The organism is Streptomyces sp. ME02-8801-2C (assembly GCF_033793965.1).
Classification (GTDB): domain Bacteria; phylum Actinomycetota; class Actinomycetes; order Streptomycetales; family Streptomycetaceae; genus Streptomyces.
Map to the genome: position 1 here is coordinate 555,096 of NZ_JARAXP010000007.1, position 15,577 is coordinate 570,672.

Here is a 15,577-nt window from a genome sequence, read left to right on the forward strand (position 1 = left end):
CTCAGGCCACCGGTTCCTGTGCCTGCTCCTGTTCCTGTTCCTGCGCCCGTTCCTGTTCTTGCTCCTGCTCCTGTTTGACGAGTGTCTGAGCCGACCGTGGCGGCAGCAGCTCCAGCACCGCCTGGCGCTGTGCGTCGCTCGTCGCGTCGTCGTGGGGGTCCGGGGTGGCCGGAACCTGAAGGCGGTGGACCGGGCCGGTGCCCAGCCGGGCGTAGCCGCGGCCCGGGGGCATGACGGCAACCGGTGTCGTGTGCGGGCGGGCACCCAGGACCGCCTCGACCTGAGCGGGGGCGGCGGGACCGAGGACGACGCGCGCGCGCGTGTGCTGGCGTACGGCGTCGCTCAGGATGTCCGCGCTGTCGAACTGTTCCGCCACCACGACCGTGACGTTCGCCGCCCGGCCGTGCCGCAGGGGGACCTGGAGCGCGGACTGGGGATCGGCGTGACCGTCGGCGGCGGCCAGGTGGGCGAGGGTGCCGGGGCGGTCGAGGAACAGCCAGAGCGGGCGGCGGGTGTCGTCGGGGAGCGGCTGACCGGCCTGGCGGGCGCGGTTGGCCGCGATCAGCCGCCGTTCCGTCTCCTGGGCGGCCCATTCGAGGCTGGCGAGGGCTCCGGCCGGTGCGCACTCGATGGCCAGGACGCCGTCCCGGCCGGTCAGGCACTCGTACTCGCCGGTGCCGCTGCCGTCGACGATCACGATGTCGCCGTACTGGAGCGCCTGGAGGGCGATCGAGCGCAGGAGTGTCGTGGTGCCGGTGCCGGGTTCGCCCAGCACCAGAAGGTGCGGTTCGGTGGAGCGTGGTCCGGTGCGCCAGACGACCGGCGGGACGTCGCGCTGTTCCTCGCCGTGGCTGAGGGGGAGCGTGCGCTGTACCTGGGTGGGGTCGGTGAAGCCGAGGACCGTCTCGCCGGGCGACGTGACGAAGCGCTGCGCGGCGATGTCGGTCGGGAGGGGCGGCAGGGCGGTGACCGCCAGCTGGTTGCCCTCCTCGTCCCATGCGAAGTGGTACTCGCGGCCCCGGCCCGCCTTGGCGTGCAGGAGCTGCTCGATCCGCGCGCGGGAGGCGGCCTCGCCGTCGGTGAAGTACGCCGGGTAGCGCACGGTCAGGTGCGAGAGGCGGCCGGTGTCGTCGAACTCGTATGCGGGAAACGTCTTCTCCCAGTCGCCCCCGTGGGCGTAGAGGGGATCGGGGTCGTCCGGGGTCGAGAAGTAGGGGACGAGCGCCTCGTACAGGGACTGGAGGCGCTCGGTCTGGGACTCGTCGGGGCCTTCCGGCTCGGAGGGCGCGCGGTCCCGCCCGTGCCAGGCCGCTGCCGCCATCACCGAGATGACGGAGAGCAGCGGCCCGTAGGGCAGGAGGGCCACGACGAGGACCATCGAGGCCGTCATGAACAGCAGGGGCCCGCGCTTGTCCTTGGGCGTCTCGGCCCACCTGCGCCGTCCGGCCGCGGCCAGTCGGCGAAGCCCCCGGCTGATCGTGATCAGCGGGTGCAGAACGTCGGTCGCACTGTCGGCCGCGGTCCGGGCCAGCTCCCGGCTCCGGGCGATCTGTGCGCTGCCGTTGCTCAGGATGCGGGGGAGGGGGCGCCGGGCCACTGCTGTCTCCTGGAGTGTGCGTGCGGGCGGGGGGACGTCAGAACTTGATTCCGCCGAGCAGGCTGGCCAGGCTCTCGCCGCCGGCCTTGATGCTCGGTGCGATGCCGGTGCTCGCGAGGTAGAAGCCGAACAGCGCCGCGATGAAGGCGTGCGAGCCCTTGAGGCCGTCCTTCTTGAAGAAGAGGAAGACGATGATGCCGAGCAGAACGACGCCTGAGATGGAGAGGATCATGAGGATCTCCTGGTGTGGTGGGGACAGTCACCATGAGTTCTTCCAGGATCACTGCATGTATCCATACGATAAAAGGTGCAATCGGGTGTATTTCGGCGGATTTCACTCGAGCGGTGGACTTGTTTGGGACCATTCGACGCCATTTGGGTGTGCTGATCTTTGCCGCTGACGTGTCGGGTCATGTGCCCGTCGAACCAGTACGCTTTCGATTCACCCGTACGGTTGTAACGAGAGGTGGTCCCGCCGATGAGCGAAGCCCCCGACCCCGAGGTCGTGGAGCTGGCGACCAAGATCTTCGATCTGGCCCGGAAGGGACAGACCGAGGCACTCGTGGCGTACGTCGACGCCGGCGTCCCGGCCGACCTCACCAACGACCGCGGTGACTCCCTGGTGATGCTCGCCGCCTACCACGGCCACGCGGACGCGGTCCGGGCGCTGCTCGCGCGCGGTGCCGACGGGGACCGGGTGAACGACCGGGGGCAGACGCCCCTCGCCGGGGCCGTTTTCAAGGGTGCGCAGGACGTCATCCAGGCTCTCCTGGAGAGCGGCGCCAACCCGGCCGCGGGCATGCCCTCGGCCGTCGACACCGCCAGGATGTTCGGCAAGACGGAACTGTTGGAGCTGTTCGGCGTGCACTGAGCCGTACGCACCGACCAGCAAGGACACGGAAAACGGGGGAGGCGGAACGGGGCCGCCGGAAATACGGTCGCGGCAGCTTGAACAGCCGGGTCATCATGACGTCGTGATTCACGGACGCGATGGCTGGGCAGATGTTGCCGCACCGCGCGGGCCGTGAGGCGGTCCGCATGGGCCCACCTACGAGAGGCAGAGGAAGATGGTCTACAGCAAGCAGGAAACGGCGGGCGCCCCGACGTGTTGTCACGCGGCCAGGTAAAGCAAGATCCCGGTTGCGTCGACGCTTGATGTGAGGCTGTTTCCCATGTTCGATCCGGTCATAGCGCCCAGCGGTACGCTGCTCGGCCTGCTCCAGAGGGGCCGCGGCGACGGCACGCTGCACGCGCTCACCGCACCGCGGGCCGACGCGCTCGCGGCGCTGAACCAGTGCGTGCTCCGCGACCCCCGCCACGACTGGCAGGTGGAGAACCGCTCCCTTTACTACGCCCGTCTCTATGTCGACCTCCACGGCGAGCTCGACGAGATCGAGGCCCATCTCTTCGACGCCGAGGACGTCCTCGACACCGACGAGTCACGCACCGGGCTCGCCCTCGCGGTCCTCGGGCACCTCGCCTCCTACGGCAGGCGGGACGCGCTCGAACTGCTGCGCAGGTACGCCGCCACCGGCACCGGCTGGGCCTGGGCGCTGGACGAACTGGCGCTCAGGGACGACGACGCGGGGCTGCGCGCCCTCGCCGCCCCGGTCCTGGCACGCTTCGCCACGGACGCGGAGGGCGAGGCCGAACTGGCCGCCGCCGTGCGGGACGCCTTCGAGCCCCGGCCCTGGCGACTGTGGGCCGACGACCCGCGCGAATCGATCTCCACGCGGGTGCGTGCCGCTCAGGAGACCGGCTGTTTCGACCGCTGGCAACGCCAGATGCGGCCGACCGGGCCCCGTCCGGGCTGGAGTGTGCAGGCCGTCTTCGAGTGGGCCCAGCAGGGCATCGACCGCGGCGCCGTGCTGCACGTGCCCGCCGCTCGCTGCCTGACGGCTGTGGCGGGTCCGGAGGACCGGCCACAGATCGTGGAGGCGGCCCGCAGTGGTGGTGACGGCGCCCGATGTACGGCCCTGCGCTATCTCGCGGACGGCAATGATCCCGAGGCCCTCGAGCTGATCGAGGGCGCGGTCGCCGACGGCTCGACAGCCGTCGTGGAGGCCGCCGTCGACGCGTTCGAACGTATGCGCAGTATTGCCGCCGTCGACCGCGCACGCGGGTGGGTCCACCGGCCCGACCCCCTGGGCGCCGCCGCCGGCCGGATGCTCGCCTGCCTCGGGGGCACCCGGGACAGCGACCTCGTCCTCGGCGCGATCAGGGAGGCCGTACGGGGCGAAGGGCCGGACGCGCCGACCCTGTGGACCCTCGTGGACGGCGCGGGACGGCTCGGCATCGTCTGCGCGGCCCCCGTACTGCGCCACATCTACCGCGAGACCGCCTCGTCCCATCTGCGCGGCCGGGCCGCCCGGGCCCTCGCCGCCACCGACCCCTCCTTCGCCGCGGGCTTCGCCGTCGAATGCCTGTGGGACTGCGAGGAGACCACCCGCGAGGTCGCCGCCCGGCACGCCGAGACCGGGGACGCCAGGGTCGTCGACCAGTTGCGCCGACTCGCCGCCGACCCGGCCGAGGAGGCCGAGGTCCAGACAGCCGTACGAAGCCGGATCGGCCCCGACAGCACCGCCGTATGAACGGGGGATGACCCGCGCATCAGGAGCGTGTGGACGCGCGCCGACCTGCGAGGGGGCGGTGCGCAACGCTCATGGGACGTTCTCCGACCGGAAAGATCGACGTTGACGCGGGCACGTCCAGCACGGCGACAACACCCTTATGCGTGTCGTCATCGTGACCGAATCCTTTCCCCCCGATGTGAACGGCGTGGCCCACTGCGCGCTCCAGACCGCCCGGCACCTCGTCGATCGCGGTCACGTTCCCCTCGTCGTCGCCCCGGCCACCGCCGCCGGGAACGGGCCCGACGCCTCGGCGCCGTGCCCCGTCGTCCGTGTCCCCTCCCTACCGCTCCCCGGCTACCCCCAGGTCCGCGTCGCCCTCCCCAGCCGCCGCGTCGCAGCCGCGATCACCGAGCACCGCGCGGACATCGTCCACCTGGCCAGCCCCTTCGTCCTCGGCGTACGCGGCATGGCCGCCGCCGCCCGGCTCGGTATCCCCGCCGTGGCCGTTTACCAGACCGACCTGGCCGGATACGCCCGCACGTACGTCCACGCGGGTGAGGCCGCCGCCTGGCGGCGCATCCGCTCCGTCCACGCCGCCGCCGACCTCACCCTCGCTCCGTCCAGCGCCGCCCTGCACGACCTGGAGTCGCACGGCGTGCCCCGGGTGAAGCTGTGGCAGCGCGGAGTGGACACCGTCCGTTTCCGCCCCGAACTCCGGGACGAGGCCATCCGCCGCGAACTCGCCCCGAACGGTGAACTGATCGTCGGCTACGTCGGCCGGCTCGCCCCCGAGAAGCAGGTCGAACTCCTCGCCGGGGTCTGCGCCCTGGACGGCGTACGCGTCGTCGTCGTGGGTGACGGACCCAGCGAGCCGGGCCTCCGCGAACAGCTGCAGGGCGCGGTCTTCCTGGGCCGCCGTACCGGCGACGAACTCGCCCGGATCTTCGCCTCGCTGGACGTCTTCGCGCACACCGGCCCGTTCGAGACCTTCTGCCAGACCGTGCAGGAGGCCATGGCGAGCGGTGTCCCGGTCGTCGCACCCGCCGCCGGCGGACCGCTGGACCTGGTCGCCCACGGGCGCACCGGTCTGCTCGTCCCGCCGCGTGACGCGGCCGCCGTCCGGGACGCGGTGTGGTCCCTGGCGCGCGACCCGGGCCTGCGGTCCGCGTACGGCGCCGCCGCCCGGGCCGTGGTCGAGAACCGCACCTGGGCGGCCGTCGGAGACCAGCTCGTCGGGCACTACGCGGACATTCTCACCGCACGGACGGCGGTGGCCGCGTGAACGGCGAGGGCCGGGCCGCACCCGGCACGAGCGGACCGCTGCGCATCGTCCGGCTGGCGAACTTCGTCGCCCCCGCCTCGGGCGGACTGCGTACCGCGCTGCGCGAACTGGGCGCCGGCTACCGCGCCGCCGGACACGAACCCGTCCTGATCGTCCCCGGTGAACGGGAGAGCGACCGCGACACCGAACAGGGGCGTGTGATCACCCTGCCGGGCCCGCTGCTGCTCGGCACCGGCGGCTACCGCGTCCTCACCGACAAGCGGCGCGTCGCCGCCGTACTGGAGGAACTCGCGCCGGACCGCTTGGAGGTGTCCGACCGGACGACCCTGCGCTGGACCGGCAGATGGGCGCGCCGGGCCCGCGTCCCCGCCGTGATGGTCTCCCACGAGACCGCCGACGGCGTTCTGCGTACCTGGGGCCTGCCGGAGAACCTCTCCCGGCGCGCCGCCGACGCCCTCAACGTCCGTACGGCACACACCTACGCGCGCGTGGTGTGCACCACCGAGTTCGCCGAGCGGGAGTTCGTGCGGATCGGCGCGCGCAATGTCGTACGGGCCCCGCTGGGCGTCGACCTGGTCCGGCGGAACCCGTCGCTGCGGGACCCGGCGCTGCGGGCCCTGCACGCGCGCGGGGACGAGATGCTCCTCGTGATGTGCTCCCGGCTGTCCGTCGAGAAGCGGCCCGGAACGGCCCTGGACGCCCTGGACGCGCTGCTGCGGCGCGGACAGCGGGCCCGGCTGGTGGTGGCCGGGGACGGGCCGCTGCGGGCCCGTATGGAGCAGCGGGCGCGCGAGCGGGGACTGCCGGTCGTCTTCCTCGGGCACGTCGCCGACCGGGCACTGCTGGGCGGACTCCAGGCGTCCGCCGACGTGTGCCTTGCGCCCGGGCCGGCCGAGACGTTCGGTCTCGCCGCGCTGGAGGCGATGGCCTGCGGGACCCCCGTGGTCGTCAGCGCGTCCTCCGCGCTGCCCGAGGTGATCGGCTCCGCCGGGGCCGTCGCGGCCGACGACGGCGAGGCCTTCGCGGACGCCGTACGCCTGCTGCTTGAGCGGCCCGAGCGGGAGCGCCGGGAGCACGCACGCACGCGTGCGGAGTGCTTCGGCTGGCCCGCCGCCGTCGAGGCGTTCCTCGCGGTACACGACGCGACGGTGCTGTCCGCCGGTGATGCGCCCGGGCAACCCGTGCGGCCCGTCGTGCCGGAGGGCGTCGGATGAGACCGCTGCGGTTCGTGGCGCTCGGCGACTCGCTGACCGAGGGCGTCGGTGATCCCGTGGACGGCGGGTGGCGCGGCTGGGCCGCGCTGCTCGCCGGCGGGTTCGGCGACACACCGGTGGAGTTCGTCAACCTCGCGGTCAGCGGGGCGCAGACACGCGAGGTGCTGGAACTGCAGACGCCGGTCGGGCTCGACCTGGAACCGGACGTCGTTTCGGTCGTCATCGGCGTGAACGACACCCTGCGCCGCACCTTCGACATCCACGCGGTGGCCGCCCGGCTGGACGAGATGTACGCGGGCTTCACCGGGCGGGGCGCCCTCCTGCTCACGGCGTGCCTGCCCGACCCCGGCGCGATGCTGGGGCTCCCCGGTGTCCTGGCGAACCCGCTGGCCCGGCGGCAGCGGGCGGTCAACACGGTCGTCCACGCGCTGTCCGAGCGGTACGGGGCCGTGCATCTGCATGCCGCCGAGGGCGAGTGGCTCAGCGGGCGCGAGATGTGGAGCGCGGACCGGCTGCACCCCGGCGAGCGGGGACACCGCCAGCTCGCGATCCGCTTCCACGCGCTCCTCGCGGAGGCGGGCGTCACGGCCGGGCCGGCTCCGTCGGCCGCACCGGAACGACCCGCGCCCGGCCGGTCGGCGAGCCTGTGCCGGCTGGCCACCGGCTGGGTGGCGCGGCGGTGCACCGACCTGCTGCCGCAGCTCCTCCGGCTCGCCGCCCAGGAGGTCCGCCACCGCGCGCGGGGCACCAGCGCCCGCCTCGACCTTGGGGCGACTCACGCCGTGGCGGCCGCCCTGGCCGCCCTGTCGGTGGCGGAGCACCGGGCGGAGCCGGACGTGGCGTAGGGAGGGTCCGGTGGAGTGAGCCGTGTCATGGTCGTGGCCCACTTGTCGAGCCCACCAGGGCCTGGGATCAGTGGCGCCGTACGGGCACGAACCTCACCGGGGTGCCCGGTGTCGCCTGGGCGGCGGCGCGCAGGTCGGGGGTGCGTACGACGGCGATCACCGGATAGCCCCCGGTGGTCGGATGGTCGGCCAGGAAGACCACCGGCCTGCCGTCCGGGGGCACCTGGACCGCGCCCAGGACCATGCCCTCACTGGGGAGTTCGCCGGAAACGGCCCGCTCCAGGGAGGAGCCCTCCGTGCGCAGCCCGATGCGGTTGCTCGCGGAGGACACCCGGTACGTGGACGTGGTGAAGACGCGGAGCGCCGCGTCGGTGAACCAGCCGTCGCGCGGCCCCATGGTCACCCGGAGCACGAGTTCGGCCGGAGGCGCGGGCTGCGGAACGACGTCCACGCGTGCGTGCCCGCCGATCACGTGCCCCAGGGGCAGCACCGTGCCGTCCGTCAGGGGCGGCGGCCCCAGGCCGGACAGCAGGTCGGTGGAGCGGCTGCCGAGCACCGGCTCGACGGCGAGTCCGCCGGACACGGCCACGTAACCGCGTACGCCGGACAGGGCCGTCCCGATGTCCAGCAGCGCGCCGGCGGGCACCCGCACGGCGGCGCCCCAGGGCGCGGGGCGGCCGTCGACCGTGACGGGGCAGGGAGCGCCCCCGACCGCGACGGTGACCGCGCAACGGGGGCGCAGGGTGCAGCCGTTGAGGGTGGTCTCCAGGACGGCCGCCTTGGCGGGGTTGCCGACCAGCCGGTTGACGAGCGCGGCCGTGGGCGCGTCCAGGGCCCCGGAACGGGGCACCCCGAGATGGGCGTACCCGGGACGCCCCATGTCCTGCACGGTGGTCAGCGCCCCCGCCCGTACGACGAAGAGCGCGCGGTCGGTCATCGGTGGCCCACCGCGACGAAACGGACCCGGGTGCCCGGTGACAGCAGCGCGGCCGGCACGCGCGCGTGGTCCCACAGAACCGCGTCCGTCGTACCGATCAGCTGCCAGCCGCCCGGCGACGAACGCGGATACACGCCCGTGTACGGACCCGCCAGCCCCACCGCACCGGCCGGGACGGATGTCCGCGGCGTGGCCCGGCGCGGCACGTCGTAGCGCGCCGGGAGACCGGTGAGGTAGCCGAAGCCGGGCGCGAAACCGCAGAAGGCGACCCGGAACTCGGTGTCCGCGTGGATGCGCGCCACCGCCTCCTCGGACACGCCCCACAGGGCGGCGACGTCGGCGAGGTCCGGGCCGTCGTAGCGGACGCGGAGTTCGATGACCTCCTGGGGGAGGGGGAGCGCCGGGGGCACCTCGGCGGCGGTCAGTTCGGACGCCAGCCGGACGGGGTCGGCGAGGCCGTCGAGCAGGACCGTACGGGCGGCGGGGACGATCTCCCGTACGGTCAGGGTGCCCTCCGCGCGGCGGCGCAGCAGTTCCGCGTGCAGGGCCTGGGCCTGCTCGCCGGAGTCCACCTCGACCAGCAGCGCGTCGTCGCCGACGGGCAGTGCTCGCATGCCGCCCGTGTTGCCCGTCGCGTCCGTTTCACTCATACGAAGGCCTCCACGGCGACGCCCGACGCCTCGAGCGCCTGGCGGACCCGGCGGGCCAGGTCCACCGCGCCGGGCGTGTCGCCGTGGACGCACAGCGAGCGGGCGTGGATCGCGAGGGGGGTCCCGGAGCGCGCGGCGACCACACCGGTCCGGGCGAGGGTCACGGAACGTGCCACGACGGCCTCCGGGTCGGTCACCAGCGCCCCGGCCTGGCCACGTGGCACGAGGGTGCCCTCCTCGGTGTACGCGCGGTCCGCGAACGCCTCGGGGACGGCCGGGAGGCCCGCCGCGCCGGCCAGCTCCAGCAGGCGCGAACCGGGCAGCCCGAGCACCGGCAGGCCCTTGTCGGCCAGCAGTACGCCGTCGATCACCGCCGCCGCCTGCTGCGCGTCGTGCACGACGCGGTTGTAGAGCGCGCCGTGCGGCTTGACGTACGACACGCGCGTGCCCGCCGCGCGCGCGAAGACCTCCAGGGCGCCGATCTGGTAGGCCACCTCGGCCGCCAGTTCGTCGGACGGCACGTCCATCGCGCGCCGCCCGAACCCCGCGAGGTCGCGGTAGGAGACCTGGGCGCCGATCCGTACGCCGCGTGCGGCTGCCAGTTCGCACACCCGGCGCATGGTGGCCGGGTCCCCGGCGTGGAAGCCGCAGGCCACGTTGGCGCTGGTGACGACGGACAGCAGTTGCTCGTCGTCGGTCAGCCGCCAACGGCCGAAGCCCTCGCCGAGGTCGGCGTTCAGGTCGATCATCTTCCGGACTCCTGTCACGCTCCGGTCAGGCGACGCGGTACTGCTCGTCGCGGGTGTCGGTGAGGAACATCTGGCCCGGCGCGTGCGTGATGGCGAAAGGTGGGCGGGATGCCATCACCGCGGCCTGCGGGGTCACTCCGCAGGCCCAGAACACCGGGATGTCGTCCGGCGCGAGGTCCACCGCGTCGCCGAAGTCCGGGCGGCCGAGATCGTCGATGCCCAGCCCCGACGGATCGCCGCAGTGTACGGGGCTGCCGTGCACCGCCGGGAGCAGGCTGCTCTCCCGGATCGCGGCCGCCAGATGCCGCGGCGGCACCGGACGCATGGACACCACCATGGGGCCGTGCAGCCGCCCGGCGGGACGGCACTTGCGGTCGGTCACGTACATCGGGACGTTGCGGCCCTGCTCGATGTGCCGGATCGGCACGCCCGCCTCGGCGAGCGCCCACTCGAAGGTGAAGCTGCACCCGATGAGGAACGTCACCAGGTCGTCGCGCCAGTGGGCGAGCACGTCCGTGGGCTCCTCCACCAGCTCGCCGTCCCGCCAGACCCGGTAGCGCGGCAGGTCGGTGCGCAGGTCGGTGCCCTCGGCGAGGGCGGTGGTCCACGAACCGGCGTCCGTGACGTCGAGGACCGGGCAGGGCTTCGGGTTGCGCTGGCAGAACAGCAGCATGTCGTACGCCCAGTCGGCGGGCACCGAGATCAGGTTGACCTGGGTGTGGCCGGCCGCGACACCCGCCGTTGGGCCCGTCAGGCCCGTACGGAACCGGGCGCGCGCGAATTGCGGGCTCCACGCGTGCGCGTGCTCGTCGACGAGGGTCACGGGGCGGTCTTCCGTACGGTTCACTGGAGTTCCTTTCCGCGGGTCTCCGGCAGCCCCAGCAGTGCCAGGGCGGCGATGCCGTAGCCGATCGCGCCGAAGACCAGCGCGCCGCCCACGCCCCAACTGTCGGCCAGGAAACCGACCGTGGTGGGGAAGACGGCGCCGACGGCCCGGCCCGTGTTGTAGGTGAAGCCCTGTCCCGTGCCCCGTACCGCCGTCGGGTACAGCTCGCTGAGGTAGGAGCCGAAGCCGCTGAAGATCGCGGACATGCAGAACCCGAGCGGGAAACCGAGCGCCAGGAGCAGGGTGTTGGAGCCGTCGGGGATGTTCGCGTAGGCGAGGATGCACAGCGCCGAGAGGACCGCGAACAACCATATGTTGCGTTTGCGGCCGAGCCGGTCGGTGAGGTATCCGCCGGTCAGATAGCCGATGAAGGCGCCGGAGATCAGGAACGTGAGATAGGAACCGGTGCCGACCACCGACAGTCCTCGTTCCGTCTTCAGATAGGTGGGCACCCAGGTCGCGAGGGTGTAGTAGCCGCCCTGGACACCGGTGGACAGCAGGGCCGCGAAGACTGTGGTGCGCAGCAGGCCCGGGGCCTCGGCCGTGCCGGGCCTGAAGATCTCCGCGAACGATCCCTTCCTGGGGTTCTTCTCGCGTTCGGCGACCGCCTGGGGCGCGTCGTGCACCGAGCGGCGTACCCAGACGACCAGCAGCGCGGGCAGGGCGCCGGTCCAGAACATCACGCGCCAGGCCAGATCGTCGTCGAGGAACGAGAAGACCGTGGTGTAGACGATCACGGCCAGTCCCCAGCCCACGGCCCAGGAACTCTGGATCGCGCCGAGCGTGCGGCCGCGGTGTTTCGGGCTCGCGTACTCGGCCACCAGGATCGCGCCGACGGCCCATTCGCCGCCGAAGCCGAGGCCCTGGAGGGCGCGGAACACCAGCAGCGTCTCGTAGTTGGGCGCGAAGCCGCAGGCGACGGTGAACACGGCGTACGTGATCACCGTGATCATCAGCGCCTTGACCCGGCCGATCCGGTCCGCGAGCACACCCGCTCCGGCGCCGCCGATCGCGGAGACGACCAGGGTGACCGTGGTGAACAGCCCGGTCTGGCCGCTGTTCAGGCCGAAGTACGCGGACAGCGCCACCATGCTCAGCGGCAGCGTGAAGTAGTCGTACGAGTCCAGGGCATAGCCGCCGAACGCGCCGCCGAAGGCGCGGCGGCCCCGGGGGCCCAGCGCCCGCAGCCAGGCGAACGCGCCTTCGTCGACGGTGGGTTCACCCGCGGCGGGACGGGTTTCGGTGGGCAGGGCTTGTGGCGGAGGGGGCGTGCTCATGTGCACCTCGCAGTTGAGGGACGGAGGGTGCTTCGGGGATGAGCGGTGCGGAAGAGGCCGGCACCGCGTGGATTCGCCGGCGCCTGTCCAGCAAGGTAGAGGATCGTTGAACGATCCTTCAATACCTGTGTTGTTTCGTTCTCGTATCTACGATTGAATTCCGGGCATGGCAGAGCAATTGACGGAACTGGCCGACGACCGAGCGCTCCTCGGGCGCACCAGTACCGCCGAGCGGGTTTCGGACATCCTCAGAAGCCGGATCGCCGACGGGTACTTCCCACCCGGGACCCGGCTCTCCGAGGACAGCATCGGCGGAGCCCTCGGCGTCTCCCGCAACACCTTGCGCGAGGCGTTCAGGCTGCTCACGCACGAACGCCTGCTGGTCCACGAACTCAACAGAGGCGTCTTCGTACGGGTCCTCACGGTCGAGGACGTCGAGGACATCTACCGCACCCGCGCCCTCGTCGAGTGTGCCGTGGTCCGGGGCCTCGGAGAGCCGCCGTACGCCCTCGAGGACCTCGCGGCGGCCGTCGAGGAGGGGCAGGGGGCGGCCCGCGAGGGTGACTGGAAAGGGCTGGGTACGGCCAACATCCACTTCCACGGCCAACTCGTCGCACTGGCCGGCAGCGCCCGCACCGACGAGCTGATGCGCAGCGTCTTCGCCGAACTGCGCCTCGCCTTCCACGTCGTGGACGACCCGCGACGCCTGCACGAGCCCTATCTCGCGCGCAACCAGCAGATACTGCAGGCCCTCCAGGCGGGCGACCGGGAGCGCGCCGAGGGGCTGCTTTCGGTCTATCTCGACGACTCGCTGAGGCGGGTCGTCGAGGTCTACCGGCGGCGGGTCGGCGAGGACGGCTAGCCGGCACCCGGTCCGGGACCTGCGGTGTCCCACCGGGCGCGAACGGCGGTGCGGCGGGGTGGGCGCGGGGCGCTTCTGAGTCGTTTGGGCCGTTGTCAGACCGAGGACCTAGTCTGTGCACCGTGACTTCGCCTGCATCGACGGACAGCGTTCCGCCCCAGCTCAGCGCGGGGCCGCGCCCCGCTCCGGGCCCGGCCGCCGACGAGGGACTGGCGCGGCGCCTGCGCGCGCTCGCCTGCACCGCCCCGCTCCACGACCTGGACGCGCGCAAGGCGAATCTCGCGGGCGAATACTCGGTGTACGGCATGGCGGAGGTGGCCCTCGCGGCCATCGACCTGGTCACCCTGAACATGGACTTCGACACCGGCGCCGACCATGACCAGATCGTCGCCCGCCTCATCCCGCGCATCGCCGCCCAGGCCCCCCGGCGACCCGTCACCGAGCACGAGCGCGTCGCCCGCTGGGTCCTGGAGAACCTGATCAACGTCGGCAGCGTCGACCGCGGCTTCCGGGCCGTGTACGGCACGTTCGCACCGGACGGCACGTATGTGCGCCGCGACTACGACTTCAAGCTGATCGAAGAGGTCCCGGGATACGGCGGAAGTGTCTACCTCCGTACGACGGACGAAGCGGTCAACGTCCTCGTCGGCGCCCTCGACACCGATGTCACCAGCGCCCAGATCGCCGCCGAGGTCAAGTTGGAGGTGCTGATCAGCCGGGGCCGGCTGGCCGACGCCCAACTCGCCGCCGAGCAGGCCCGCTACCGGACCGTGCAGTACTCGGAGACCCTGCGCAGGGCGCTGGACGCGACCCGGCGCAACGTGCGCGCGGTGGACTGGCTCCGAACCGTCCCCGACATGATCGCCGAGGCGCTCGACCACGTCGCCGACCGGTACCGCCATGAGAACGCGATCCTGACCAACATCCGCAAGGCCCGGGACGAGTCCGAGGACCCGGAGCAGAAGCGGCGTGCCGCCGAACTCGTCGACATCGTGAAGGACTGCATCCGCCGGCACACGCAGCTCCAGTCCCGGCTGCTGGAGGCGGGCCCGCTGTTCCGCGCCGAGCAGGACCGACAGGCCTTCGCGACACCGATGACGTCCTCGGGGATCGACCTGTACGGCCATCTGGTCGCCCCTGTGCTGCCCTTGCCCCTCGAGGGCGCGGTGCGGGTCACGGACGCGTTCTTCGCGCGCGGGACGGGACTTCGTACGCCGGTGGCGGTCCGGGTCGGCGACCTCGTGGACATACTGCTGACGCCGCCGGTGGAGCGGGAGCATCTCGGGGCGGAGATGCCGGAGCCGGATCTGATCGCCACGCCGGACGACAGCCGGTTCAGCGAGGAGCAGTTGGCGGCGGCGATGGAACTGCTGGACCTGCCCGCCGACGCGCCCCGGCGGTTGTCGGGGCTGCTCGCCGAGGCGCGGCTTCGAGACGCGGAACTCCCTTACCTGGTCGCCCTGTTGGCTGTTCACGCGGCCAGTCCGCCGGTGGGGACCGCCTACCGGCAGGGTGAGGAGAAGCTGTTGTTCGCTGTCGATGACGGGACGGAGTTGGAGGATCCGGAGTTCGGGGGCGCGGATCTGATTGTGGGGATGGCGTTGCTGGATGCGGTGGGGATGGCTGCGGGGAGGTCGGAGGCGGCGTGATGTGGCTGAGGTTGTCGCCTGAGTGCGGGCTCGCTGTGGCTTGTCGCGCAGTTCCCCGCGCCCCTGAGGAAGTTGGCCGGCCCTTCGCTTACAAGAACAGGGAGTCTCAGCCGTGAACGAGCAGGTCGACTGGAGTGAGCCGGAGGCACTTGTCGCGTCGGCTGCCGCTGCCGCGATCACTCCGGGTGATGCCGCCGACGCCGCTCGGCTGGTCGCCTTCGGGCTGCAGCCCAAGCTGCAGGCCGCCCGGGATCAGGAGTACGCCGAGTTGTTGCGGCGGTATCGCGAGGACCCGGCGTTCGCCCGGCTCGCCGATGCCGTGGCCGCCGGGCTGGGGCTCATCGTGCTGGAGGTGTCCCCGCGCGCGGGGATGGCCGTCACCGCCGCCGAGGACTCCGTGTTCGCCGTGCGGATGGGGGACTACGCCCGTCGTACGTCCGCCGACGGCTCGGACCGTTTCCTGCACGGGCTCGCCCATCTCGCCGTGGCCGCCATGGCGTTTCCGAGGCCCGAGGATCTGGCCGACGACGGTTACATCGGACGCGTCACCGTCAACGGGGTCGAGGCCTTCGTACGGCAGGCCTGCCGACGGCTGGAGGAGCGGGCGGAGGCCCAGGGCGAGAACACCGACCCGGTCACCGACGCCCCCGGACTCGAGGCCGCCTGGCGGATCTGGATCAGACGCAGCGCGACCGGAGCGACCAAGGACGCGCGGAGACCGGCCGGTTCGACAACCGGCATCGTCGGCAAGGCCGTCGTCTTCCTCACCGACTCCGGCTTCCTCCAGCGCACGGGCGACGACAACGGCGGTACGTACCGGACGACGGCCCGTTACCAGCTCCAGGTGCGGGACATGGCCGGCAACGCCGCCATGGCCGAGCTGCTCGAGCTGGGCGTCGTGCCGGTCACCGACGGGACACCGACGCTGCTGCCCGCCGAGGACACCGACGACCTGGAGCTGGTGGCCGACGCCGGACTGCCGTTCCACCAGTCCTGACCGCCGCTCCGGCTCCCTTCGCACCACGCGACCGGTGCCCGACCACTCCCTCCCGACTA

At 72.5% G+C, this 15,577-nt stretch carries 15 protein-coding genes; 8 read left to right on the forward strand and 7 right to left on the reverse strand.

Annotated features, from left to right (window positions below; all coding sequences use genetic code 11):
• Position 1: 1 nt before the first annotated feature.
• A complete protein-coding gene (locus tag PV396_RS25605) occupies positions 2-1,597 on the reverse strand; it encodes an ATP-binding protein (protein ID WP_319208346.1) in 1,596 nt (531 codons plus the stop codon).
• A gap of 37 nt (positions 1,598-1,634) precedes the next feature.
• Positions 1,635-1,829, reverse strand: coding sequence for a hypothetical protein (locus PV396_RS25610; protein WP_319208348.1), 195 nt, complete (start codon positions 1,827-1,829; stop codon positions 1,635-1,637).
• 246 nt (positions 1,830-2,075) lie between these two features.
• Between PV396_RS25610 and PV396_RS25615 the strand changes: the two genes are divergently transcribed.
• From PV396_RS25615 to PV396_RS25635, 5 genes are all read left to right on the forward strand, one after another.
• Positions 2,076-2,468 carry an ankyrin repeat domain-containing protein gene (locus PV396_RS25615; protein ID WP_319208349.1) on the forward strand — a complete coding sequence of 131 codons (393 nt, stop codon included), beginning with the start codon at positions 2,076-2,078 and terminating at the stop codon, positions 2,466-2,468.
• A 301-nt stretch (positions 2,469-2,769) separates the two neighbouring features.
• Positions 2,770-4,188 (forward strand): HEAT repeat domain-containing protein, encoded by a 1,419-nt coding sequence (locus PV396_RS25620; RefSeq protein ID WP_319208350.1) that lies wholly within the window; start codon positions 2,770-2,772, stop codon positions 4,186-4,188.
• Between the two features lie 139 nt (positions 4,189-4,327).
• Positions 4,328-5,452 carry a glycosyltransferase family 1 protein gene (locus PV396_RS25625; RefSeq protein WP_319208351.1) on the forward strand — a complete coding sequence of 375 codons (1,125 nt, stop codon included), beginning with the start codon at positions 4,328-4,330 and terminating at the stop codon, positions 5,450-5,452.
• Entirely contained in the window at positions 5,449-6,666 is a 1,218-nt protein-coding gene (locus PV396_RS25630) for a glycosyltransferase (protein WP_319208352.1), read from the forward strand. Before PV396_RS25625 ends, PV396_RS25630 begins: the two co-directional genes overlap by 4 nt.
• The gene (locus tag PV396_RS25635; RefSeq protein WP_319208355.1) at positions 6,663-7,511 is read left to right on the forward strand and encodes an SGNH/GDSL hydrolase family protein; all 849 of its coding nucleotides are present in this window, start codon (positions 6,663-6,665) and stop codon (positions 7,509-7,511) included. The genes PV396_RS25630 and PV396_RS25635 overlap by 4 nt, the downstream gene beginning before the upstream one ends.
• Positions 7,512-7,578: 67 nt before the next feature.
• Here PV396_RS25635 and PV396_RS25640 read toward each other — a convergent pair whose 3' ends face one another.
• The 5 genes from PV396_RS25640 to PV396_RS25660 are packed head-to-tail and all read right to left on the reverse strand — an operon-like array spanning position 7,579 to position 12,010.
• On the reverse strand, positions 7,579-8,448 hold the full coding sequence (locus PV396_RS25640) for a biotin-dependent carboxyltransferase family protein (RefSeq protein WP_319208358.1): 870 nt from the start codon (positions 8,446-8,448) through the stop codon (positions 7,579-7,581).
• Complete coding sequence (locus PV396_RS25645; protein WP_319208459.1) at positions 8,445-9,062, reverse strand: allophanate hydrolase subunit 1; 618 nt, start codon at positions 9,060-9,062, stop codon at positions 8,445-8,447. Before PV396_RS25645 ends, PV396_RS25640 begins: the two co-directional genes overlap by 4 nt.
• A gap of 32 nt (positions 9,063-9,094) precedes the next feature.
• A complete protein-coding gene (locus PV396_RS25650) occupies positions 9,095-9,847 on the reverse strand; it encodes a 5-oxoprolinase subunit PxpA (RefSeq protein ID WP_319208360.1) in 753 nt (250 codons plus the stop codon).
• Between the two features lie 25 nt (positions 9,848-9,872).
• The gene (locus tag PV396_RS25655; protein ID WP_319208363.1) at positions 9,873-10,694 is read right to left on the reverse strand and encodes a putative hydro-lyase; all 822 of its coding nucleotides are present in this window, start codon (positions 10,692-10,694) and stop codon (positions 9,873-9,875) included.
• Positions 10,691-12,010: an MFS transporter gene (locus tag PV396_RS25660; RefSeq protein WP_319208365.1), complete on the reverse strand. Its 1,320-nt coding sequence runs from the start codon at positions 12,008-12,010 to the stop codon at positions 10,691-10,693. The genes PV396_RS25655 and PV396_RS25660 overlap by 4 nt, the downstream gene beginning before the upstream one ends.
• Before the next feature lie 166 nt (positions 12,011-12,176).
• On the opposite strand from PV396_RS25660, the gene PV396_RS25665 reads away from it, so the two are divergent.
• From PV396_RS25665 to PV396_RS25675, 3 genes are all read left to right on the forward strand, one after another.
• Positions 12,177-12,872, forward strand: coding sequence for a GntR family transcriptional regulator (locus PV396_RS25665; protein ID WP_319208367.1), 696 nt, complete (start codon positions 12,177-12,179; stop codon positions 12,870-12,872).
• Positions 12,873-12,994: 122 nt separating this feature from the next.
• Positions 12,995-14,521, forward strand: coding sequence for a hypothetical protein (locus PV396_RS25670; RefSeq protein WP_319208369.1), 1,527 nt, complete (start codon positions 12,995-12,997; stop codon positions 14,519-14,521).
• Between the two features lie 112 nt (positions 14,522-14,633).
• Positions 14,634-15,518 (forward strand): hypothetical protein, encoded by an 885-nt coding sequence (locus tag PV396_RS25675; RefSeq protein WP_319208371.1) that lies wholly within the window; start codon positions 14,634-14,636, stop codon positions 15,516-15,518.
• Positions 15,519-15,577: the final 59 nt, after the last annotated feature.